At 44.2% G+C, this 23,333-nt stretch carries 21 protein-coding genes; 6 read left to right on the top strand and 15 right to left on the bottom strand.

From position 1 onward, the window contains the following. Window positions 1-2: 2 nt before the first annotated feature. Window positions 3-521, bottom strand: a complete 519-nt coding sequence (locus H539_RS0111440) for a DUF84 family protein (protein ID WP_026693622.1) — start codon at window positions 519-521, stop codon at window positions 3-5. 68 nt (window positions 522-589) lie between these two features. Next, the gene (locus H539_RS0111435) at window positions 590-1,663 is read right to left on the bottom strand and encodes a M42 family metallopeptidase (protein ID WP_026693621.1); all 1,074 of its coding nucleotides are present in this window, start codon (window positions 1,661-1,663) and stop codon (window positions 590-592) included. Between the two features lie 196 nt (window positions 1,664-1,859). Here H539_RS0111435 and H539_RS0111430 point away from each other — a divergent pair, with 196 nt between their 5' ends. Further along, window positions 1,860-2,171 (top strand): peptidase M4, encoded by a 312-nt coding sequence (locus tag H539_RS0111430; RefSeq protein ID WP_026693620.1) that lies wholly within the window; start codon window positions 1,860-1,862, stop codon window positions 2,169-2,171. Window positions 2,172-2,226: 55 nt separating this feature from the next. Here H539_RS0111430 and H539_RS0111425 read toward each other — a convergent pair whose 3' ends face one another. Further along, window positions 2,227-3,075 carry a YtnP family quorum-quenching lactonase gene (locus tag H539_RS0111425; RefSeq protein WP_026693619.1) on the bottom strand — a complete coding sequence of 283 codons (849 nt, stop codon included), beginning with the start codon at window positions 3,073-3,075 and terminating at the stop codon, window positions 2,227-2,229. 123 nt (window positions 3,076-3,198) lie between these two features. Next, window positions 3,199-3,837 (bottom strand): tRNA (guanosine(46)-N7)-methyltransferase TrmB, encoded by a 639-nt coding sequence (trmB, locus tag H539_RS0111420; RefSeq protein WP_026693618.1) that lies wholly within the window; start codon window positions 3,835-3,837, stop codon window positions 3,199-3,201. Between the two features lie 175 nt (window positions 3,838-4,012). Between trmB and H539_RS0111415 the strand changes: the two genes are divergently transcribed. Then, entirely contained in the window at window positions 4,013-4,291 is a 279-nt protein-coding gene (locus H539_RS0111415) for a YtzH-like family protein (protein WP_026693617.1), read from the top strand. On the opposite strand, the gene H539_RS0111410 is transcribed toward H539_RS0111415, so the two are convergent. The 4 genes from H539_RS0111410 to thpR form a co-directional block, all read right to left on the bottom strand. Next, window positions 4,288-5,064, bottom strand: a complete 777-nt coding sequence (locus H539_RS0111410) for a phosphotransferase family protein (protein ID WP_026693616.1) — start codon at window positions 5,062-5,064, stop codon at window positions 4,288-4,290. The two genes, H539_RS0111415 and H539_RS0111410, sit on opposite strands and share 4 nt — an antisense overlap. A 441-nt stretch (window positions 5,065-5,505) precedes the next feature. Continuing rightward, window positions 5,506-7,659 carry a type I pullulanase gene (gene pulA / locus H539_RS0111405; protein WP_026693615.1) on the bottom strand — a complete coding sequence of 718 codons (2,154 nt, stop codon included), beginning with the start codon at window positions 7,657-7,659 and terminating at the stop codon, window positions 5,506-5,508. A 267-nt stretch (window positions 7,660-7,926) separates the two neighbouring features. Further along, window positions 7,927-8,925, bottom strand: a complete 999-nt coding sequence (locus H539_RS0111400; protein WP_026693614.1) for an NERD domain-containing protein — start codon at window positions 8,923-8,925, stop codon at window positions 7,927-7,929. 37 nt (window positions 8,926-8,962) lie between these two features. Beyond that, a complete protein-coding gene (gene thpR, locus H539_RS0111395; protein WP_051348547.1) occupies window positions 8,963-9,511 on the bottom strand; it encodes an RNA 2',3'-cyclic phosphodiesterase in 549 nt (182 codons plus the stop codon). Window positions 9,512-9,790: 279 nt separating this feature from the next. Between thpR and H539_RS0111390 the strand changes: the two genes are divergently transcribed. After that, a complete protein-coding gene (locus tag H539_RS0111390; RefSeq protein WP_026693612.1) occupies window positions 9,791-12,091 on the top strand; it encodes a YhgE/Pip domain-containing protein in 2,301 nt (766 codons plus the stop codon). 58 nt (window positions 12,092-12,149) lie between these two features. Here H539_RS0111390 and pepV read toward each other — a convergent pair whose 3' ends face one another. Then, a complete protein-coding gene (gene pepV, locus H539_RS0111385) occupies window positions 12,150-13,565 on the bottom strand; it encodes a dipeptidase PepV (protein WP_245602167.1) in 1,416 nt (471 codons plus the stop codon). Between the two features lie 380 nt (window positions 13,566-13,945). Here pepV and H539_RS0111380 point away from each other — a divergent pair, with 380 nt between their 5' ends. After that, on the top strand, window positions 13,946-14,167 hold the full coding sequence (locus H539_RS0111380) for a DeoR family transcriptional regulator (RefSeq protein WP_026693610.1): 222 nt from the start codon (window positions 13,946-13,948) through the stop codon (window positions 14,165-14,167). A 52-nt stretch (window positions 14,168-14,219) separates the two neighbouring features. Here the strand turns inward: H539_RS0111380 and H539_RS0111375 are convergent, their stop codons facing one another. Together H539_RS0111375 and H539_RS0111365 are read right to left on the bottom strand one after the other, a co-directional pair. Continuing rightward, window positions 14,220-14,954, bottom strand: coding sequence for a pseudouridine synthase (locus H539_RS0111375; RefSeq protein ID WP_026693609.1), 735 nt, complete (start codon window positions 14,952-14,954; stop codon window positions 14,220-14,222). A gap of 411 nt (window positions 14,955-15,365) precedes the next feature. Further along, complete coding sequence (locus tag H539_RS0111365) at window positions 15,366-16,976, bottom strand: putative polysaccharide biosynthesis protein (RefSeq protein ID WP_026693608.1); 1,611 nt, start codon at window positions 16,974-16,976, stop codon at window positions 15,366-15,368. 318 nt (window positions 16,977-17,294) lie between these two features. Here H539_RS0111365 and H539_RS0111360 point away from each other — a divergent pair, with 318 nt between their 5' ends. Then, window positions 17,295-18,563, top strand: a complete 1,269-nt coding sequence (locus tag H539_RS0111360) for a BaiN/RdsA family NAD(P)/FAD-dependent oxidoreductase (RefSeq protein WP_026693607.1) — start codon at window positions 17,295-17,297, stop codon at window positions 18,561-18,563. Between the two features lie 28 nt (window positions 18,564-18,591). Next, window positions 18,592-19,557 (top strand): quinone oxidoreductase family protein, encoded by a 966-nt coding sequence (locus H539_RS0111355; RefSeq protein WP_026693606.1) that lies wholly within the window; start codon window positions 18,592-18,594, stop codon window positions 19,555-19,557. Window positions 19,558-19,647: 90 nt separating this feature from the next. Here H539_RS0111355 and H539_RS0111350 read toward each other — a convergent pair whose 3' ends face one another. From H539_RS0111350 to H539_RS0111335, 4 genes are all read right to left on the bottom strand, one after another. Continuing rightward, on the bottom strand, window positions 19,648-19,833 hold the full coding sequence (locus H539_RS0111350; RefSeq protein ID WP_026693605.1) for a sporulation protein Cse60: 186 nt from the start codon (window positions 19,831-19,833) through the stop codon (window positions 19,648-19,650). Between the two features lie 244 nt (window positions 19,834-20,077). Continuing rightward, the gene (locus H539_RS0111345; RefSeq protein WP_026693604.1) at window positions 20,078-20,386 is read right to left on the bottom strand and encodes a rhodanese-like domain-containing protein; all 309 of its coding nucleotides are present in this window, start codon (window positions 20,384-20,386) and stop codon (window positions 20,078-20,080) included. A gap of 57 nt (window positions 20,387-20,443) precedes the next feature. Beyond that, on the bottom strand, window positions 20,444-21,358 hold the full coding sequence (gene cysK, locus H539_RS0111340; RefSeq protein ID WP_026693603.1) for a cysteine synthase A: 915 nt from the start codon (window positions 21,356-21,358) through the stop codon (window positions 20,444-20,446). Between the two features lie 131 nt (window positions 21,359-21,489). After that, a complete protein-coding gene (locus H539_RS0111335) occupies window positions 21,490-23,007 on the bottom strand; it encodes a peptide chain release factor 2 (protein WP_026693602.1) in 1,518 nt (505 codons plus the stop codon). Window positions 23,008-23,333 lie beyond the last annotated feature (326 nt).

Genomic DNA, 23,333 nt, shown 5'->3' with positions numbered 1-23,333 from the left:
AATTATCCATGGTTTAGTTTTTTGCTGTATTCATATTGTCCAAGGAGCAGGGAAACAATGTGGCTGAACATGTCCGACCGAACGATCCGTTCATTCGTAAAAACGCCAATCGCTCCTTCCTTTTTACTTACATTATGGCGCTCTGTATAATCGTTCATAATAGGCCCTAATTCTTCACCGTTCATAAGTCTTTTTCCAATCTCTTCTGGCAGCGGAATCCTGGCCCCGCCTGCGATGAAAACTTCGCCGCCCTTAGAGGCAAGTGCTCCCCAATTGCATAAAAAAACGCCTCTTTCTGTCTGCAGGACACCGCCCTCAAGCCCGAATCCGATTTCTGCCTGAAGCTCATCCACACATTGTTTGGCCCGGTTAATCGCACCGGTAATCGTTTCTTCATCCGATAAGGGCTGCTCTGACACACCGGATTTTGCTTCCATGGACAGAATTTCAAACTCGTCCAGAACATCCTTTACAGCCTTGACTTTCATTGGATTCTTACTTCCTATTGCAGCCTTTTTCACTTAAAACCTCTCCTCTCTGCAAAAAAGCGGGACGGCCCCAGGCCCTCCCCACATTTAGTTGACATCTGTCAGACATTTTTATGGATGGTTTCTACAGTTGTCCGGTCCGTGCTCTTTACAAGCTTCACAAGCAGTTCCTTTGCTGCTGCATAGTCATCGATATGCAGGATGGATCCTGATGTATGGATATAACGGGAGCAAATGCCGATTACGGCACTTGGAACTCCTTCACCCGCAAGGTGGACACTTCCAGCATCCGTGCCGCCTGGTGATACAAAATATTGGTAAGGAATATGGTTGTCTTCCGCTGTTTCCAGGATAAACTCCCTCATTCCTCTGTGCATGACCATCGTACGGTCTAAGATTCTTAGCAATACTCCTTTGCCAAGCTGGCCGAATTCATTTGGATTTCCGCTCATGTCATTTGCAGGGCTCGCATCAAGCGCGTAAAAAATATCAGGCTTGATTAAATTGGCGGCTGTTTTTGCCCCTCTCAGGCCCACTTCCTCCTGGACGGTCGCACCTGAATACAGGGTATTCGGCAGGGATATATCCTTCAGCTCCTTCATTAATTCAATTGAAAGGCCGCAGCCATAACGGTTATCCCAGGCTTTTGCCAAAATCTTCTTTTCGTTTGCGAGCGGTGTAAATGGTGAAACCGGAACAATCTGCTGACCGGGCTTGACTCCCATTTTCTTTACATCTTCCCTATCATCCGCGCCAATATCAACCAGCATATTTTTCATATCCATCGGTGTATTTCTCTGTGCATCTCCAAGTAAATGAGGAGGAATCGAACCAACCACCCCGATAACAGGGCCATTATCCGTTATGACCTGAACTCTCTGGGCCAATAATACCTGGCTCCACCATCCTCCAAGCGGCTGAAACTTGATCATTCCATTATCAGTGATTCCCGTTACCATGAAGCCGACTTCATCCATATGTCCGGCAACCATTACAACCGGATCTCCTTCTTTTCCTTTTTTGACTCCAAAGATGCTGCCAAGCTTATCCTGCACCATTTCGTCAGAATACTTTTCCAATTCCGATCTCATAAAATCGCGCACTAAATATTCATTTCCGGGCGCTCCCGGCAGCTCTGTCAATGTCTTAAAAAGAGATAATGTTTCCTGGTTCATTCAAAAGACCCCATTCATTAAAGATTATGTACTTTGCAATTTTACAGAAATTTATGAATCCCTACCAGAATATTGTTCTACATAGTATAAACATTCCTGTTATACTTGATTATAATAATATTCAGCTGCTTTAGGCGAACGCTGTCCAAATGCTTCGGAGGATAAAGCAGCTTATCTACTTGAATCGGGGTGCAATATGAACTGGAAAACCTTTGGTGCCGGATTAGGGGCGGGCTTTGCCGCAGGTTTTGTACTATGGCGGGCCTTGGATCAGAAATCTGAAGCTTCCCCTGAGAAGGTTCTTAATCACGTAAAATCCCTGTTAAAAACTGATGGAAGAATTCAAGGTTCCTGGATTTTAATGAAGCCGGAGATGTACGAAAAATACGATTTGCCATATAAGGTTTACCGCGGAGGAATTACCAAAAACACCAATGGCCGCCAAGAAAGCTTTGAATTCATAGCGGACGCAAAAACAGCAGGCATAATTGAATTAATCGCGAGATAGAAAAGATTAAAAAGAGGGGCCGGTTCTTACTAAATCCGGCCCCTCTTTAATATGGCTATCTCTTTCTTTCGATAGTTTTAAGTATCTGTTTACCTTCCCCATCCCATTTAACGGCCCTATAGACTGCGTCATGATAAAAAGTAAACCATGCATTCTTTTCAAGGCCGAACTTCATCCATTTTTGTTTTTGTTCGATGGATTTCATCGGATAGTCATCATAAGCCAGAACCCACAGGACATTGGAATGTGCATGAGTAGGCATTAAATCTGCCATATAAATCAGCGTTTCTCCCTTACTTTCCATGACTAAAATGGAATGTCCGTCACTGTGTCCGCCAGTATGGACCATTTTTAGTCCATCCATAATCTCTCTTTCCTCTTCAAAGGTCTTTACCTGGTGGGCGATGGCTTCCCAGTTTTCCGGCCAGTATGTATTGACAGACCGGATATTCGGATTCCTCATTTCGTCCCATTCCACCCTGGAAGTAATAATTTCCGCATGTTTAAAAACGGAAATCCATGCCCCGGTTTCATCCTGCTTCGTAAGTCCGCAGACATGATCAAAATGCATATGAGTCATCAAAACTATATGTATATCCTCCGGAGAGATACCCAGCACTTCCAAGGACTCTTCCAGATTCGATTCCTGCGTGACTCCATAGTTGCGAAGCTGTTTAGCACTCAGCTTCCCCTTGTTGATACCGCTTTCAACAAGGATGTTCTTTCCACCTTTTTGGATTAAAATTGGATCTGTTCTCAGCTCGATTTGATTGAATTCATTTACCGCATATTTTTTTGACCATAATGGTTTCGGAACCACCCCGAACATGGCTCCTCCATCCAGATTGGTCACCCCTCCATCCAGCCATGTAAGCTGAAAGTCTCCTGCCTGCAATGTTTCCATAGAAATCCCTCCCATACAAATTCTATCATTTCATATCACAAGATTAAAACAATTTAGAAAATGCGGAGAATATACTGCACACAAAAAACACTCCAGAAAGGAGGCTTCTGGAGTGAACGCATATTAGTTAAAATGTGCCTCAAGACGATAAATTCTTTGACCTCGTTCTGAAAATTTCTTTTCATATTCTGTCATGATATTCCCTTCAAAATCGCTGTTATGAAGGTCAAGGCTCACAAAGGTCAAAGTCATCCCATACCTGGAAAGGCTGGACAGGGAATATTCAAACAATCCCTGATTATCGGTTTTAAAGTGGATTTCCCCTTTATCCGGAAGAATGTTCTCATAAATCTTTAAAAAGTCTTTATACGTCAGCCGCCTCTTTTCATGGCGGGTTTTTGGCCATGGATCAGAAAAATTCAGATAAACTCTGTCCACATCGCCTTTGGCAAAGCACTCTTCAAGATCCGCGGCATTGAGATTCATCAATTTTATGTTTGGCAGCTCTTCTTCAACAATTTTATCAAGAGCTGCGACAATTACGCTTTCTGATAGCTCGATTCCAATGTAATTAATATCTGGATGAGCCTTCGCCATGCCTGTTATAAAACTTCCCTTACCTGTTCCGACTTCTATGTGAAGAGGATTCTCATTATGGAAGACTTCTGCCCAGCTGCCTTTGTGGCTGACCGGATCTTGAATGACATACTGAGGGAATTGGGCCAATTTCTCTTTTGCCCAAGGTTTATGTCTGGTACGCATTGTAACACTCCTTTATATCTTACTTAATTTGTATCATCATGCTGGAAATTAGCCTTTTATCATTAAAAAAGGCTGTGATTTGAACAGCCGTTTTCAAAGGACAGTATAAAATCAATCAAAAATCGGGACTTTAATAAAAGAACCTTATTAACAAAACTAGAAAGGCTGTGAGCTCATGCCGCTTTCATGCGAACATCAGATGTCCCTGTTAACCGATATATTAAATGATCATCAGACTGACTGCTGCGGCTCTGTCGCCGAGTGTGAACAATTGGAAAGGCTTATTAAATCCCTCATGGTAAATGCGAATATTGACACGGGAGTAAAAACCATCCTAGAGGAAGTTTACCGTTACAGCCAAAATGGCAGGAATTCCACCGATCTGGATGGCCACATCCTATCGCATCAAAGCCAGATATCTCAATGGATAGAAGACATTGGACAATTCAGTTAGTCCATCATCTTCTCAAGGGATTGGAGCCAGCGTGTGCTTTCTTCAATCCTGTCCTTCTCCAGATGCCACTGGATGGAAATAATCGTCTGGCAGATCACATACCATTTCATGCGGAGTTCAAGATGTGGCGTAAGCTCCGCTCCATACATCCTGAGCCATGCAGCCCATTCCTCTTTAGGGACATACCAGTACAGAAGCATACCTAAATCAATGGCGGGATCTGCTATCATGGCCCCATCCCAGTCGATTAGATAAAGTTCCTGTTCATCCGAAAGAAGCCAATTGTTATGATTGACGTCCGAATGGCAGACAACATGCTCTTCACATTGAATCGCATCCACATTCCTTTTAAGGAAGTCGAGTGATTTCACCACAATCGGCTCATCCCCCAAATCTTCATTTAGAGAGGACTCCAGCTGTTTTAATAGCGCTTCAGGTTTTAGGGGAGCCTTCCCCATCCTTTTAAGCATATTTAACAGCGGGTGGGATTGATGGATTTTCCACAGCAATTTCGCCACATTTTCATCATTCATTTCTTGAGGTTTAAGCTCTCTGCTGCTTAGCCAGTGCTGGGCGGTAATTACATCCCCGTTTTCCAGCCTCTTGGTCCAGACCAGCTTTGGGACAATCCCCTCGGCTGAAAGAACCGCAAGAAATGGAGATGAATTTCTTTTAAGAAAAAGCTTCTGATCATCATTTTTGGCAATGAAGGCTTCTCCTGTTGCTCCCCCGGCAGGAGATATTTCCCAATCCCGGCCTAATAAATATTCCAAATGGTTCACCTTCAATTTTAACGGATTAACAGGGCATACAGCCGGCCCCGATTTTTTGTATTATTTATATCCATTGGCAATATATTCAAATACTTTTCAAGTCTATAAGTAAATAAAAAGGGCTATTTACTAATAGATTGTTGTATTTAACGTCTTTAAGGATGAATACCCTCTGTTAAACTAGGTTGATTACGTTCCAGGTATGATACTCCTGCGGGATTAGCGGGATAGGTGAGACCCCGCAGGCGCTTCGCCGAGGAGGCCCAACGCCCGCCCCGCGGAAAGCGGGCATCCTGGAACGTAATCAACCTAAAAACCTTATAAAAAAACAGCCAACAAAAAAGACAGCCGGCCGCTTTTGTTTCTAACGAGCGACAAAATAGCTATCTTGTAAATTTTAGATGAAAATAGGTTTAGCCGTCAAGAGGGGGAAGGATTTTCTTACTGGACCCAAACATAGGTGCTGAGCGGTTCTACCTTATATGACAACGTATCCGCTTTTTGGATCGGATTGACCCCGGCCTTTGTCCCATCGCATAAGAGAAGCCATTCTCCGTCTCCTCCCAGCTGGAAAGAAACTTCCTTGGCATTCAGGCCATTGTGGAAAATGACCGCAATATTTCTCCACGGTCCATAATCTCCCACTTCCTCTAGAAAAAAGACGACCGTATTAGATGGAGCGGAAGGGAATTTTAAATGTTTTTTTATTAGTCCGCTGTCTCCCATGCGGAAAGCCTTATGCGTTTGCCGGATTTGGAGAAGGCCTTTCATATAGCTTACATGATCGGCATATGTTTCTTTCCGGTCCCAATCCAGCCTATTAATTTCATCCGGGGACTTATAGCTGTTTTCCACATTATATTTAGTCCTGAAAAACTCCTGTCCGCTATGCAGAAAGGGGATTCCCTGTGAAAGCAGCACCATAGAGGTGCCGAGACGATGCCTCGCCATCCGTATTTCATCGCTGTCCTCAGGACTGCATAAACTCAGTTTATCCCATAAGGTATGATTGTCATGGGATTCAATATAATTAATCGACTGAAGCGGACTGCTGAAAAGGCCCGGTGCCTCGTTCATCGGTATACTGCCTGCAATAAGCTGTTTAACCGCTTCTAATTTATGGGTGTTACCTAAGATAAAACCCCTGTCAAACAAATTAAAGGTGCTCCCTTTGATTGTATCTCTGAACCAATCATTAAAAAAAGCAATCCCCGGCAGTTGATCCGCATTTTTAATAACTGCCTTTTCATTCTGTGCAAGAGGTGTATTAAGGTCCCATCCCTCCCCTAAAATGATAATGTTTTTACGGATGCCATCCGCAATTTTCCTTACTTCGCTCATGGTCTTAACATCAAGGATCCCCATTAGATCAAACCTTAGACCGTTGATTTTATATTCGTTAAGCCAGTAGGCTGTTGAGTCCAGAATGTACTTTCTTGCCATGGCCCTTTCTGAGGCAAAATCGTTTCCGACTCCTGTGCCATTGGAAGGTGCCCCGAACTCATCATAGCGGAAATAATACCCGGGGACGATCTTTTCAAATGGGGAAGATTCTTTTTCATATACATGATTGTATACAACATCAAGAATGACTCCGATTCCCTGTTTTTGGAGACCGGATATCAGGCTTTTCAGCTCTATGATCCTCGAATAGGGGTTCCAAGGGCTTGTGCTGTACGAGCCCTCAGGCGCGTTAAAATGAACTGGATTATATCCCCAATTGTATTGTTCTAAGGGATTTAATTCATCAATCCCTGCAAAATCATTGACCGGCTGGAGCTCTACATGAGTGATTCCCAATTCGGCCAAATAATCCAGCCCTGTGGATCCTCCCTGTGACGTCCTGGTCCCAGTTTCGATAAAGCCCGTATACTTTCCTTTTTGAACCATTCCGCTATCCGGATGGATGGAAAAATCTCTAATATGCGCTTCATAAATGACCGTATCGGAAGCTGGCGGAAAATCTTCTGAAACCTGACCCACTGAACGTGTACGCTCGAGGTTTATAATGACCCCGTATTCACCATTTAAGGAAACAGCGGCCGCATATGGATCAACAGCTGTCTGCCATGTTTTATTGATGCACACCTCATATAGGTAATGGATCCCTTCAAGGTTTCCAGCTATTCTGCAGGACCAGGTCCCTTGGTCCTCTCTTTTGCAGGAATGCATGCCAAGAAAATTCCCCAGGGGATCCTCCAATCGGATGCGGATCTCCGAGGCTGTGGGGGCCCAGATTTTAAATTGGGTTTGATCAATGGAATATAAAACTCCGAGGTCACTGCCGCTGTAATAATACAATTCATCAAATTCCTTGGTCCTGATGACTGCCCCTATCTGTAAATCTGTCAGATTGCCTTTCGAATCTTCCACTAAGTAAGAATTCTCAAGACTGATGCGTTCAGGAGCTTTGCAAATATATTTCCGGACTGTGTCAAGGGATCGGCTTTCCACTATATCGAGCCTTGTCCGGGTCTCATTCAATTTAAGTGTGAAGTTTTCTGCTTCTCCGGCATTCAGAGAATAGGGCAGCAGAACTGCAATGGTATCCATTTTATCTAAATATGCTTGAAAAGGTCTGTCAACACCAGTCATTGTCTGCCTCCTTAATAGTTTCCCAGGTTCATTGATTTCTCTTATAGGAAAATTCGAGGGTTAAAGCCATCGCCCTTTAATCTGCCAGGCAGCTTCAGGTTCACGATTGTGTTAGAGTAAAAAATTATTGTATGAAATTATGATAATAAGCCCGGGTCCATTTTCCCGGCACATTCTTATTTCCTATTTGACCTAAAAAGCATCTTGATAAACTAGTTTATGCAGTTTTTATAAAAGTCTTTACTGCCTGCAGCTACCTTCTTTAATTTATGCCTCTTCTCCATTATCATTCCCTGAAGATGTACTTTCTTCCCAGCCTGCCCGGCTCAGATAGGTCGTTTGGCAGCTTTCCAATAGACATTGTGCCGCTTTCAGCTGCATACCTTTTATAGGAGATGAATGGGTCCTCGTTTTTTCTAGCCACTGCCCATAATTCCGCTTGTCCACAATGTGTATATCATAGGGAGCTGCGGGATAGTCGATGTACCCATTCCTGCAAAGTACAGCCTTCTTCACTGGAAGGTCTATTCCGTTCGCGGTAAAAATCCCCTGCACAACAGCATAGGTCCTTGAGGCAGCCATTATGGGATTCAGTATTTTTTTTTCCGGGTTCTGCTTGTATTTTTTAGTCCAGAACCGCTCCTTTGAGCCCAGATATGCCGCATCCTCCTCTCCTTCGATAAAGGACAGGCACAATGCCTCAGTTGGAGATATAAGAATGATCTCCAATTCCACTGGTGCGTTTTTAATGATAAAGATCGGCTTATATAAAACTAGGAAATTATCAGGAAACCTCTGCAAGAAAAGCTTAAGCTTTTCATCGAAATAGTAGACCTGGTCAATGAATGATTTCTCTCTTGCCGTAGAGCTGACCCATTTTAATTGAAATTTAAATACCTGATTCAGGAAGCTCCTTTTAAGATCCTCAAGGTCTGTTCCCATGGAAGGCAGGCTGAGCCGAATATCCATTCCAGGCTCACTTTCCTCCTCCTTCTTCTCTTCCTGCAATGGAGTATCCTCTGGCTCCAGCGGCCTAAACCTGCTGAAAAATCTTGAGAGGACATTCCCATGAGGCTTTTCCTCCTCTTCCGCAGCCGGTTCTTCTGGCTCTCTCCCTGCAAGATATCCCTCCAGCTCCCCTGCTAAAAATGCTGCTTTGACCTGTGTCCACTGCTGAGTTTTTAATCGGACAAATTGAGCAGGATACCGATAGATATCCTGTTCATATCTTGAAACATAGTCCTGTAATTTGATGAGCTGTCCCATTTTCTTTGCCCCTTTTCCAAAGATATTTCATGCTGTCTTAGCTCCCGAACGGAAATTCCTCCACTGTTTCATAGCTTGGGCTCTGGCCCATATTCGTTTTATAGAGAACCACCCCGTCCGCCTCAAAATGAGAGTGAAAGGACCCTAATGATGATTTGTTAAATTCAGTGCCGATAAATTTTCTGGCTATTGTAATATGCGGTTTGAACGGTTTTTTATCCAGTTCAAACCCCGCCCCCGAACAAGCCTTATAGATTTTCGCCTGAAGTGCTGCTAATTCAGGCTCCAGAACTACACCAGCCCATAATATTCTGGGTGAGCTTTCCCGCCCGAAGGTTCCGATACCAGACAACTCGATACCAAACGGCGTTTGTTCGCTGCAGATATGCTTGATGCTCTCCAAAGCTCTACTCAGCTTGTTCTCTTCAATTTTCCCCAAAAAAGCCAAGGTAATATGATAATCGTCAGGATGAAGCCATTTATTAAATGAATGTTCCTTTTTCAATTCCATGGCTTTTTCATCAATCTTACTATTAATTTGCGTCGGAAACTTTATTGCAAAAAAATGGTTTGAATGCATATCCATATCCTTCCTTCCTGTACAACTCATTATTTTACCAGATTAAAGCGGATGATAAATAGGGCTGCCTTTCCTTTATAGCTTTCCCTAAAACCGGCTATAATTAGTTGTTTACTTGTGATGGGTGTGATATATTTTTATAATGAAATATGACTGGTTTCGAAATTTAGTCATTTTAAAATCCTAATCAAAGCAGCCAAGGGCCATTCCCTATTTTTTTTAGCTTCTTTGACCATATGAATAAAACAGTCATTTATTTTAATAACTGGAAGGCAAGGTGAACTTATGTCAGCACTGCGTTCGTTGAAAGGTGAGTATCTGCAAATCTTTAAAACTAGAAAGCTGCTCATTGCTGTCATCGCCATATTATTTATCCCCTTGATTTATTCAGGCGCTTACCTATGGGCCTTTTGGGATCCCTATGGCAAGGTGGATCAGCTGCCGGTTGCCGTAGTCAATCAGGATAAAGGCGCAGATTATAATGGAAAAAAACTGACGGTTGGTCAGGATTTAGTGAAGAAATTAAAGGACAAGAAGAATTTCGACTGGCACTTCGTATCCAAAGAGCAGGCGGACAGAGGTCTTCAGGACCAAAAGTATTATATGAAACTGGAGATTCCAGAGGATTTTTCTAAAGATGCCGCTACTCTGCAGTCCGAGGATCCTAAAAATCTTGAAATGATCTATACTCCTAATGAAGGGTCCAACTACCTGACCTCTAAAATCGGGGATTCTGCTGTAGAAAAAATAAAACAAGAAGTTTCAAGCGCAGTGACCAGAACGTATGCCGAGTCTATGCTTAAAAATATCAAGGATGTTTCAACAGGATTTAAGGATGCAAGCGAAGGAGCCGGAGAGCTCCATAATGGAATCGACTCTGCTAAAAATGGTGCAGGCTCGATTCAAAAAGGCATTCACTCTGCGGAAGAAGGCGCTGCATCCTTAGAGGATGGAATTCATACAGCGTTAATCGGATCGAAAAATATCAAGGATGGAATAGCAAGTGTTGAAACAGGATCGAAGTCCCTCGAGGAGAACCTGAAAAAGCTTGCTGAAAACTCCATTACCTTTACCAGCGGTATTCATTCCGCCTCCCAGAGTGCCCGTAACCTTGCCTCAGGCATTGATCAGTTCAGCGGAGGTTTTGATCGATTGAAGGATGGCCAGACCAAGCTGCTGCAGGGAGCTGAAAAGGTTCAGGGAGGAACGAAGGACCTGAGCGGAGGCGCAGCCCAGCTTTCAACCAGCTTATCAAAATGGCAGGAAGGCGCTAAACAGACCCAGTCGGGATCTGAACGGGTAAGCGGCGGATTAAGCCAGGCAGTCACACAGGTAGATGCCATGATAAAAGCAGCAGGCGATCCTGAGTCCAAGGCCCAGCTTACCCTCTTAAAAGAGGAGCTCCAAAAGCTGGCGGATGGCAGCCAGCAGGTAACAGGCGGATTAAACGGCCTCACTTCTTCTGCCTCACAGATCAAGAGCGGCAGTGATAAGCTTGCGGATGGAGCGAGCCAGGCTGACAGCGGGCAGCAAAGCATCGTTCTTGGTCTCTCTCAATATGGAGAAAAGCTGAATGAAGCCAAAACTGCCGGCCAAAAGTTGAAGGACGGAAGCTTGAACCTTGCTTCGGGACTCGATTCACTTGAGGAAGGTTCAAATAAACTGGAAGCAGGAGCGGATGGTTTATATCAAGGCTCCGCAAAATTAGCAAGGGGTGCTGAAAAATTATCAGGCGGAGCTGACCAGCTGGTAAATGGAATGGACCAGCTCTCCACTGGATCCCGCACCCTGTTGAACGGAATGGACCAGCTTAACGGAGGAAGCGGATCTTTGGTCAGCGGCATGGATAAGCTGTCATCCGGTGCTCAGGAGCTTCAAGGAAAATTAAAGGATGGAGCCGAGGAAACTGGAAAAGTCAAAGCGAATAATTCTGTGTATGATATGTTTGCTAAGCCAGTATCCATAAAGGAGGAAAGACTTCACCACGTTCCCAATTACGGAACAGGTTTCGCTCCTTACTTCCTGCCATTAAGCTTATTCGTAGGATCCCTGGTGACATCCGTCATATTCCCAATGAGGAAACCAGCTTTATTGCCTAAAAGCGGCTTCAGCTGGTTTGCAGGAAAAGCAGGCGTGGTTCTGGTCATCGGTATATTCCAGGCCCTCCTGGCAGATGCTGTCCTTCTTTTGGCCCTGGGTCTTGAAGTCCAAAGTATTCCATACTTTATCATGCTCAGCATCCTCACCAGCTGGACATTCCTGGCGATCGTCCAATTCCTTGTTACGGCACTGGACAATCCCGGCCGATTCATGGCCATACTCGTTCTGGTCTTGCAGCTGATCTCCAGCGCAGGAACGTATCCAATCGAACTTGTGCCGCAAGTCCTGCAGCACATCGCCAAATACCTTCCTATGACCTACTCGGTCGCAGGATTCAGAACCATTATCTCAACCGGTGATTTTGACTTCATGTGGCATAACATCACTGTCTTAATCATATTCCTGGCTGCTGCAATGCTTGCGACTCTGAGCTGCTTTATTCTAAAGTTCAAAAAAGGCGGCCTTCAGGAACAGATGACTGAATAAAGTAACAAAAGGATGCAGCATTGATGGCTGCATCCTTTTTGTTATTTTATGGCCTTTACTACTTCGCAAGCTCCAAGATCGCCTTGGCATAAATGACGGCTGCCTTCAGCATATCTTCAATTTCAATGAACTCGTCAAATTGATGGGCTCTTTCTTCCCTGCCTGGGAATAGAGGGCCAAAGGCAACTCCCTGCTTCAGGGACCTTGCATAGGTTCCTCCTCCGATAGCGATCAGTTCCGCTTTATCCCCTGTTTCCTCTTCATATACCTTTTTCAGGGTCTGAATGAGGAAGCTGTCTGCATCTATATGATGGGAAGCATTATGAGAAACCGTTGTGAGCTCAAAGCCTGCTTCAGCAACCTTGGTTTCCATTGCCCTGCTTCCTTGTTCGTAATTATAAGAAACGGGATAACGGAAATTGAGGCCGGCCTTCCCGCCTTTTTCTTTGGTATATTTCATTGTACCCACATTGATGGTAAGGTCTCCTGTAATGTCATCGCTCGAATCCATTCCGAGCTTCCTTCCCCTGGAATCCCCAAAGAAGTGATCATGCAGAAATGTGAAGTATCTTTTTGCCTGCTCAGACAGATTGAGACCCGATAAGAAAGCAGCCAGATACAAGCCCGCATTAACCCCATTATCCGGCTCAGCACCATGTGCGGACACGCCATCAATTTCAAGCACGAAGGCATCTGTGCCTTCCTGGATTTTCCCCTTTAGTTCATGCTTCTGCAGAAAGGTCTCAAAGGCTCTCTGCATTTCTTTGAAGCTGCCTGTCTGTACTTTAGCCACGGCATAATCAGGAACCATATTCAGCCGTCTTCCTGATGCAAATTCCAGGACATTTATTTCAGCGTTTTCTGAAGTATTCTCTGATTTCTGGGTCAGCTGCATATCCCAGATGCCTTTCTCAGCATAAATGATAGGGAAATCAGCATCTGGCGCAAAGCCGAGGCTCGGCATTTCTTCTTTTTCAAAGTAATGATCCACACACCGCCATTGCGTTTCCTCATCTGTCCCCAAAATCATTCTCACCCGCTTATTTAATGGCAAGTTCAATTCTTTTATCATTTTCATGGCATAATAGGCCGTCATCGTAGGGCCCTTATCATCGAGCGCGCCCCGAGCATAAATTCTTCCATCACGGATTTCTGCTGCATACGGGTCTGATGACCATCCGTCACCTTCAGGGACAACATCAAGATGGCATAAAATCCCGACGATTTCGTCTCCCTGTCCCATCTCAATGTGTGCCGCATAATTGTCCACGTTTTTTACCGTAAAGCCATCCTTTTCACCAAGTTCAAGCATGAATTCAAGGGCTTCCTGAATCCCCTTTCCAAAAGGAGCTTCAGGTGTCCCATCTTCATCCTCCTCAAGTACACTCCTGATAGCCAAAAGGCTTTTAGTATCCCTGATCAAATCTTCCTTTCTTTTCTCCACTTCCTGTTTTAAGTTCATCCCGTTTTCCATATGTACCTCCTGCTAAGTAATTGACAACAATAAAAGACACATTCTTTTTTTCACAACTTTGCTTTATGTAATAAGTATAGCATTTTCCGCCAGCAATCCACCCAGCCCGTTTACTAGCGCGCCTTACTTTGAGAGATTAATTCCCAGGTTTAGAATGATTTGCTTGGTTTACGCATATATTAATAAGGATAAAAGAAAAAGAAAATTAATATTATGTAAATTTATAGCACTCAGCACTTTAATTCGTTACAATTATAAAGAACAAACTATTTTCAGAAAGGGCTGGGGCTTCTCAAAGAAAATTGCATACGGCAAGAATTAAGACTCATATTTTGTATGATTTAATGTCAGCCTATGGAATAAATTTAAGGAGTGGTTCTGTGAAACCTTCAACAAATCGAATGTTAACACGTATCAAATCCATGTATGTATTTATAAGGAGAAAAGGTACAGTCTCAACACAAGACCTTGTAGAAGAATTTGGCATCACTCCAAGGACGATCCAGCGGGATTTGAATGTTCTGGCTTATAATGACCTTATTACAAGCCCAACCAGGGGAGTCTGGACAACGACAGAAAAGAAAGTAAAACTGACCTCCTGATTACGTATATACAACTAAATTTCATTTTATATGTAAAAAGAAGTGATTTTGCTCACTTCTTTTTGTTTTCTTCCTCTTGTCCGCCCTTCAGCTGAGTAATCTCCTCATCTGTCAGCTCCCTATATTCTCCCAGCTCCAAATCCTCATCCAAAGGAAGCGGCCCCATTGATATTCTTTTTAAGTACACCACTCTTTTTCCAACTGAAGCAAACATTCTTTTTACCTGGTGATATTTCCCCTCTGTAATGGTCACTTCAATATCACTCAGGTCTCCCTGCTTCACTATCTTTAAAATGGCTGGCTTTGTATGGTAGCCATCCTCGAGGTCCACACCCTGGCTGAATATTTCCACATCCTCTTCTGTAACTCTTCCTTCAATGACCGCGAAATAGGTTTTCGTTACATGTTTTTTAGGGGACAGCAGCTGATGGGAAAGCTGTCCATCATTTGTTAACAGCAGGAGGCCCTCGGTGTCCTTATCCAGCCTTCCTACCGGAAACGGCTCAAAAACAGCATCCTGAGGCTCCAGAAGGTCAATGACCGTTCCCTGAGAGGCATCTTCAGTTGCCGATAAAACTCCCTGAGGCTTATTCATCATTAAATAGATGAATTCCCGATACTCCACTCTTTCCCCAAAAATCATAACCTCATCTTTGGCAGGATCAACCTGCTGTTTCGGATCCTTGGCAGCAGCATCATTCACCTTGACATTTCCGCCCTTAAGTATTTTCTTAACCTCTGTGCGGGTCCCATATCCCATATTGGCAAGCAATTTATCTAATCTCATCTAAATCCTCATCCTCTCAGTACTGAAGATAACAGCTCTTTACCAGCCTAATGTTTGCCGAGTGTTCTGGCTAAGCTGTTAATTCAAAGGCATAATAAGTATTTTCCCCTCAGCTAAGGAACTTATGAAAAAGGAACTGCCCATCTATTGCTTGGCATTAACTCTTAAAATAGTAAGAGGTTGTGTAAAGACTGTCAATGTTTATCCGAGGGGTTAGGAGTGCAGGCTGACATATGGGTGGAATGTTTATGATCTTAAATCAGGATCACTCTCCCAACGAAAATATCCCACCTGCCCCAAATGATAGAAATCTCATATTTGATTCCGACGCAGAAACCGATAGATATTCACAAAAAAAAGGAGTTCGGACTAGTATCAATCCGAACTCCTATTATAGGCAATCCAATTAGCTCACGCTTTTAATTTAAGTTTCTGCTGCAGCCGGTCTATTCTTGCCCCGAACAGCTTTTGAGCAATTTTTGTTTTTAAGGACAGCAGGAAATAGACAATGGCCCCAGCGGCAGCACACAGAATAATAATGATCAGGGCCTGAAGACGTCCCTCGGCATTTAATAGATGCCCAAGGCTGCCACGGACCAGAATAACCGCAATAGCCATACAGAAGGTGATCAATCCCATCAGGATGGTCCTTCGGATGACGAGTGAGTAACGATAGCCTGTGAAGTAATAAATTACATATAAATTAATTAAGCTTGCGGCTAAATATCCGATACTCGTAGAGTAGATGGATCCTTTTGTCTGGAACATATGGATCAGAGGGATATTCAAGCTCAGCTTCAAGAGGATTCCGACCATGAGGCTTAGAATCGTAAATCGCTGCTGGTTGATTCCCTGCAGGACAGCGGCGCTGATGGAAAACAGCGCAAACAGGATGGCCGCTGGTGCATAGGCCTGCAGCACTTCTACACCCAGCTTGTCATATCCATAAAAAACTGAAAATACCGGCTTGGCCAATAGTGACATTCCTACAACAGCTGGCAGGGTTAAGAACAACAATATCTGAATTGCCTGGTTCAAATGATTGGTAAAGGCATGATATTTATTTTCAACAAATGCCCTTGTTACATTTGGAACAAGGCTCAGTGAAAATCCTGTTGCCAGTGTCATCGGAATGATTACTAATTTTTGTGCATTCACATTCAAAATTCCAAGGGCATTTCCTGCTTCTTTTCCGGAAACTCCAGCATCTATCATTGCTCTATTAAAAGTAAGGGTATCAATCCACTGGAATAAAGGCATAGCAATTCCAACAAAAACAAATGGGATGGCATATATAATAATTTCTTTATATATTTCTTTTAAAGAAATTTGCATAGTCCCCTTATCTTCTTCTAAAAGCTTGTCCAGATAAGACTTCCTTTTTACCCAATACCAGATTAGAACAGCCAGGCTGCCCACGGCCCCAATAAAGGCAGCAAAGGTGGCGACACTTATGGCAGTCACCAGGTTCCCATCCATTACCCTTAAAACGAAATACGTACCGCCCAAGAGGACTATTACCCTGATAAGCTGCTCAATAACCTGCGAAACAGCTGTAGGCCCCATGGAATCATGCCCCTGGAAAAAACCTCTTATCAGGCTCATGAAAGGAATCAAGATGAGCGCAAAGCTGACAGCCCTGATCACCTCTGTTACCTCAGCAACAGTAAAGTTTTGCGTATCGCTTGCTTCAGCAAAAATTGGAGCAAGAAGGTAGAGGATGATAAAAGCGAGCAGCCCGGTAGTCATCATTACCTTCAGCCCGGATTTAAAGAGCTTCCTGCCTACCTGGTATTCGCCTAAAGAATTATACTTTGCTATAAACTTAGAAACTGCCAAAGGTACACCGGCAGTGGCAATACTGATAAAAATCGTATACGGTACATACGCATACTGATATAATTCAAAACCTTTCACGCCGACAATTGCATCAAATGGAATAACATAAAGAAGGCCCAGAACTTTAGATAAGACCATTCCTACCGTAAGAACAAAGGTGCCCCTTACAAGCTTAGATGACATATGATCCCTTCCTATGTAAGAAACAAATTAAACACGCTTTTAATCATAACATAAATGACTTGTTTCCCAGATATCAAAACCCTTTTACATCAAAAAATAATAGAACCTACTACAGTTTACTTGAAGAGAATGCCTATTTACAAACAGAGAATATTATTCCAGTGAAGAATTTACAAGCTTTCGACCAACTCTGAAAAGTTTTTTATAAGTATTGAATGGATTATAATAGAAATAACCTTTTCTATCGCTGTATAAATGAAAAGAAACTAAAGGAATTTATAAATAGTGGATATTAAGCAAAGATAGGATGATATATAAATGGAATTTGATGTAATCGTTATCGGCGGCGGCCCGTCGGGTCTCATGTCGGCTATTGCCGCAGGAGAAAAAGGGGCACGGGTCCTGCTGATCGATAAGGGCCAGAAGCTGGGCCGGAAGCTGGCGATATCCGGAGGCGGCCGGTGCAATGTCACCAACCGCCTTCCCATTGATGAAATCGTAAAGCATATACCGGGAAATGGCCGATTCTTATACAGCGCCTTTTCGGAGTTTAATAATGAAGACATCATCCGTTTTTTTGAGAACCTGGGCATTTCCTTGAAGGAAGAAGATCACGGCAGGATGTTTCCTATAACTGACAAGGCCCAGAATGTTGTCGATGCTTTAATTGACAGACTTCATGATTTAAAAGTCACCATCTATACCAATTCACCTGTTAAAGAAGTAGTATACGAAGATGGCAGGGTGATTGGAGTGGAATTGAAGGATGGACAAAAAATTGCTGCCAAAGCGGCTGTTATAGCCGTCGGAGGAAAATCCGTACCGCATACGGGCTCCACAGGAGATGGCTATGCCTGGGCAGAAAAAGCCGGTCATACGATCACTGACCTCTTCCCTACCGAGGTTCCTGTAACATCAGCAGAGCCTTTCATTAAACAAAAGACCCTCCAGGGATTATCTTTACAAAATGTGGCCCTGAGTGTTTTGAATCCAAAAGGCAAGCCATTGATCACTCATCAAATGGATATGATTTTTACCCATTTCGGAATATCAGGCCCCGCTGTCCTTCGCTGCAGCCAATTTGTCGTGAAAGCCATGAAAAAGTGGAGCCTTTCTTCCGTAACGATGAAGCTGGATGCACTGCCGGGACAGAACAAAGAAGAACTATTTCAATCCATCTTCAAAATGCTGAAGGATGAACCGAAAAAGGCAGTGAAAAACACGCTAAAAAGCCTTCTGCCAGAAAGATATCTTCATTTCTTGCTGGAAAGGGCAGGAATTGACCTGCAGGCTCAGGGTACGGTGGTCTCTCATGAAAAGATCAGAAGCTTTGTGAACGAAATCAAGGAATTCACTTTCCAGGTAAACGGCACGCTCTCCCTTGAAAAAGCTTTTGTGACAGGAGGTGGAGTATCGGTCAAGGAAATTCATCCAAAGGAAATGTCCTCCAAATTCACGGATGGATTGTATTTCTGCGGCGAAGTCCTGGATATCCACGGCTATACAGGGGGCTATAATATAACTTCCGCACTGGTTACAGGAAGACTGGCCGGCCTGAACGCCGCATTATATAGTAAAAGCCACTGATCAAACTAATAATAGAAAGCAGGATACTATGAAAGCACTTGTTTTTAATACGTTTGGCGGACCGGAAGTCCTTTCCTATACAGACATTCCGGATCCTAAGATTGGAAACAGCGAGATACTTGTAGAAACAAAGGCGATTGGATTAAATTTCGCTGATGTATATCGCAGAAAGGGTCATTATCATCTTGCTGGCGAACCGCCATACATACTCGGGTATGAGGGCGCGGGCGTGGTTGTCAGGACAGGAGCTGATATAACGGGCTTTAAACCGGGAGATAGGGTAGCTTTTGCAGATGTTCCTTACGCCAATGCAGAGCTGGTTGCAGTACCTGAGGAGCATGCCATCCCTCTCCCTGAAGATATTTCCTTTGAAACTGCTGCCTCCCTTCTTCTCCAGGGTTTAACTGCACAGTACCTTGCACAGGACAGCTTTGTGATTAAGAGGGGCGATACAGTGGTCGTGCATGCTGCGGCCGGCGGAGTGGGTCAGCTGCTTAGCGGCATTTCGCGGCATTTAGGTGCTCTTACCATCGGTCTGACTTCCTCCGAAGAGAAAAAGAAGGTTGCGCTTCAAGCAGGGGCTGACCATGTATTCTTATATGGAGAGAATTGGGCCGATCAAGTACTTTCCGTGACTGATGAAAAAGGGGCTGATGCAGTCTATGATTCAGTCGGCTCCACTCTGGAGGAAAGCTTCAAAGCAGCGAGAATCGGCGGTCATGTGGTGTTCTTCGGGATGGCGGGCGGAGATCCTGTCCCTGTGGATCCCAGGATGCTGATGGATACTTCAAAAACGCTGACCGGAGGAGATCTCTGGAACTACCTTACCTCAAGCCAAGAGAGAATCAATCGGTCCCGCCAGCTTTTTGAATGGATACGGTCAGGCGCTGTAAGAATTGCCCCTCCGACCCTCTTTAAGCTCAAAGATGGCGCGAAGGCACATCAATTAATTGAAAGCAGGAAAAGCACTGGAAAGATTCTGCTGATTCCATAATGAAGAGGGGCTGTCCAATCAGCCCCTTTCTCTCATATGAATAGCTAGATGCCTAACAACAAAATGAACACCCTGTAATGACAGGGTGTTTTATGTTCTGCGGTAGATGACCATTGCGCTGAAGCAGTATATTTGTTCTTCTTCATCCTCGTTCATAGCCGCTATATTATATTTGATATCAACGAGCTGATCTTCTTTCATTCCTTTTAAAAAGGAATTCATTCCTTTTTCCAGATCTTTCTCATGTTCATAGTCAAATAATTTCACTTGAATCACGGCCAATCTCTCCCAATCCTTTTAGTAGCATTGTGGACAGATTGAGCGGTTTTTAAACTACAAGCAGGCTAATTGAAGGGCTGGTTTTAAAAAAGGCTGTTTTCGTAAACTTTGTGCTTTTAAACAAGGTGATTGATAATGGAATTGCCTCTCATAATTTTAAAACACAACAATCGTTTAGAAAAGAGCCTTAAAAAAGAGGAGGCACAGAACTTATTACAAACAATCTTTTAGAACAGCCTAATTAAAACTCCTTTTCTCCATGCCAGTTCAGCATGCCGCCTTCCATGTTGGTGACTTTATAGCCCTGGTCCTGCAGGAAATGGCACACTCTTCCACTTCTGCCGCCGGAACGGCAGATAATGATGTACTCCTTGTCTTTCTCAAGCTCATCGAGTCTTTCAGGGATTTCACCCATTTTTATGTGGACGGCTCCAGGGATCATGCCTTCTGCTACTTCCTCGTCCTCCCTGACATCAATCATGTTAAGGTTTTCGCCTTTATCAATCTTTTCCTCTAATTCCTTTGTGGTAATCTTTTTTAATTCTTCCATGGTTTTCATCCTTCCTACTATTTCCTTGTTTCATACAGGGTAGTCTTGCTGATAAGCTTAAATGAGGTCCATGCTTAAATAGCGTTCCCCGCTGTCAGGGGCAATGCACAATACTTTCTTTCCTTTTCCAAGCCTGACTGCGATCTGGATGGCCGCATACACAGCAGCCCCTGCAGACAATCCGACAAACAGCCCTTCTTCCCGTGCCATTCTCTTAAAGGTTTCCACTGCCTCTTCATCTGCAATTTGAATAATTTCGTCGTAAATGGAGGTATTTAAAATATTGGGCACGAATCCCGGGCTTGTCCCAACAAGCTTATGCGGGCCGGGCTGTCCGCCTGAAAGGACTGGCGAGCCTTTAGGCTCGACAACGGCGATATACAGGCCATCCATCAGCTCTTTCAGCTTTTCACCTGTACCCGTAATGGTTCCGCCTGTTCCTGCCGTTGCCACAAATGCATCCAGGTTCCCATCCATTTGTTTATATATTTCGAGAGCAGTTGTTTTCCGATGGATATCCGCGTTTGCATGATTCTCAAATTGCTGGGGAATATAGCTGCCCGGGATCGATTCTTTGAGCTCCAAGGCTTTGGCAATAGCCCCTGGCATTTTCTGATCAGCCGGGGTCAAAACCACCTCTGCCCCGTAAGCCTTCAATATACTGATTCTTTCCTTTGTCATATTATCCGGCATAACCAGGATCGCCCGATAGCCCTTGGCAGCCGCTCCCATCGCAAGCCCAATACCGGTATTGCCGCTTGTCGGCTCGATAATGGTTGACCCTGGTTTTAAAAGCCCTGTCTCCTCGGCAGCATGTATCATATTATAAGCAGCCCGGTCCTTCACACTGCCGGACGGATTAAACATCTCAAGCTTTACATACACATCGGCTGCGCCTTCAGGTACCAGCCTGTTTAAACGCACAACGGGAGTCTCCCCGATCAGTTCAGTCACATTATTTACTACTTTCATAACTACAAAAACTCCCTTATCTGATTGAGATTCCAATTTTATTATACTCTGAATGCCAGCATTTTAAAAAAGAACCGCATTAAAAGGGGGACTGTCCCTATTTCTGGGAGATAGGGACAGTCCCCTCAGCATCAATAAGGGTCGATTACCTTTCCGGTGGCTATGCTTATCACTTTAGCTGGCATTTTCGGGGACCCGATCACCCTGCTTTTTGGGGCCTTCATCTTGTTTTCCACCCAATCCACAAGCAGATCAAAGGATTGATGGGCATATGGAAGCAGAGGCTGCAGCTCTTTTGCGGGATCTGTTCCAGGATTCCAGACCAGGCTGTCTACATGATTTCCATTTGTAATGGTATACAGCCGGTGGAGACCCGCATTTCCACTGTCTTTAATGAGCCGGTCATATGGATAGGCATGAACAGATGGGAATATCAGCGAATCCAGCGATCCTGTTAAACTGATTAATGGCACTTTGATCTTTCCAGTATTTTGAATCTTTTTCACGGCATCCTTCACGGTCTGCGGTCTGCCGGTATAATCATAATCTTTAAAGATCCAGTCATACGTACGGTCCCTTGATCCATTGGCTAAAATAGTTAAATAATTTTGCCATGTTGTGCGGTTCGGCGCATGGGGATCAAATTCGTCTCTATAAATATTTAATGAGATAAACCAGTAAACCAGATCATGATAGCTCCAAAGGCCTTCGGATCCTTTAGGCAGCCCTGCCTTATACAACTCCTCCCTTGCCCTGGCTTTTTCCTCCCCAGCTCCATAAATGGCCGCAAAAGCGTTATTGACAACCGGAGTCAGGGAAGTAATCAGATTCGATTCATAAGCCCTCCAGAGCACTCCCTCCCAATCTACTCCGCCATCATAAAGCCGATTTTCCCGGGAGCCATTATCATGCTCGAGGGCATATCTAACCACATACCCTCCATTAGATATTCCCATCGCATAGGTTGGGACCTTATGGTGCTCGGATACAAGCCTGGATGCAGGATTTTTCTTATCTTTTTTACTGATTAATCGGGTTGGATAGCGATCGGTTAAGTAGCGCTGCGCTGCCACGGTCAGTTCCCTGAACCTAACATTCCATTCTGCTACACTATCTTCATCAGAAGCAAGGGCATTCTTCGATTTGGCAAGCGGATCGGCGGGATCGGCCACTCCCTGTGTACCTTTGTCAGTCGCAGCAAACGCATAGCCTTTTGACAGAACATAATCACTGAACAAAAGATCTGTTGAGGTTTCATTCCTCGTAGCCGGAATCCCTGCCATTACCAATTTCCCATTCCAGTTTTCAGGAACCCGGATGACAAAAGAAGCATCCCCAAACTGGCCATTGACCTGTGTCCCTGTAATCTCACCAGGCTTATACATGCTATGCCAGCCCGTCCGGGATGCTTTGTCCCCCCAATTGACAGGTGCCAATCCAATATTCCCATAAACCGTTGCGGCATTGTACTGGGCAGGATTCTTCGTGGTCAGCCAATTGCCTTCCTTTCCGTCAAAATACGTTACCCGAACATGATCCGCCCCTTCAACCAATGGCTTTTCCGCAGCTTCCGTCTGAACAGGGCCGCACACAAATGGCAGGGCAGCCAGCGATGCAGATAGCAGTGTAAAAAGCTTCTTTTTGACCACTTTAATTCCTCCAATCCAAAAATTATTCACTTACACTATTCACTTACATAAAGTGCAAATTGCATGCCAGGCTGTAAACAGTGGATAAACTCCTCTTTTTCCTATTTATCGGAAAAATACCTGCTTTATTTTTCCGCCGTAGCGGAATCTTCCGGATTGCCGGATTAAATTAGTGAAAAGGTTCGGTGTGGATCCCTCTGTCAGCTGCTTTCGAGCATGATTACCAAACTTTCGAGCAGGATCGGCCCAGTTTCGCACATGATTTTTTAATTATCGAGCAGGCTTCTTCCTAATTCGCGCGTGATTCATGGATCGAGCATGTCCAT

This window comes from Peribacillus kribbensis DSM 17871 (assembly GCF_000430765.1).
Classification (GTDB): Bacteria; Bacillota; Bacilli; order Bacillales; family DSM-1321; genus Paraperibacillus; species Paraperibacillus kribbensis.
Note: the sequence above shows the minus strand (reverse complement) of the source record. Positions and strands in the feature narration are given on the sequence as shown.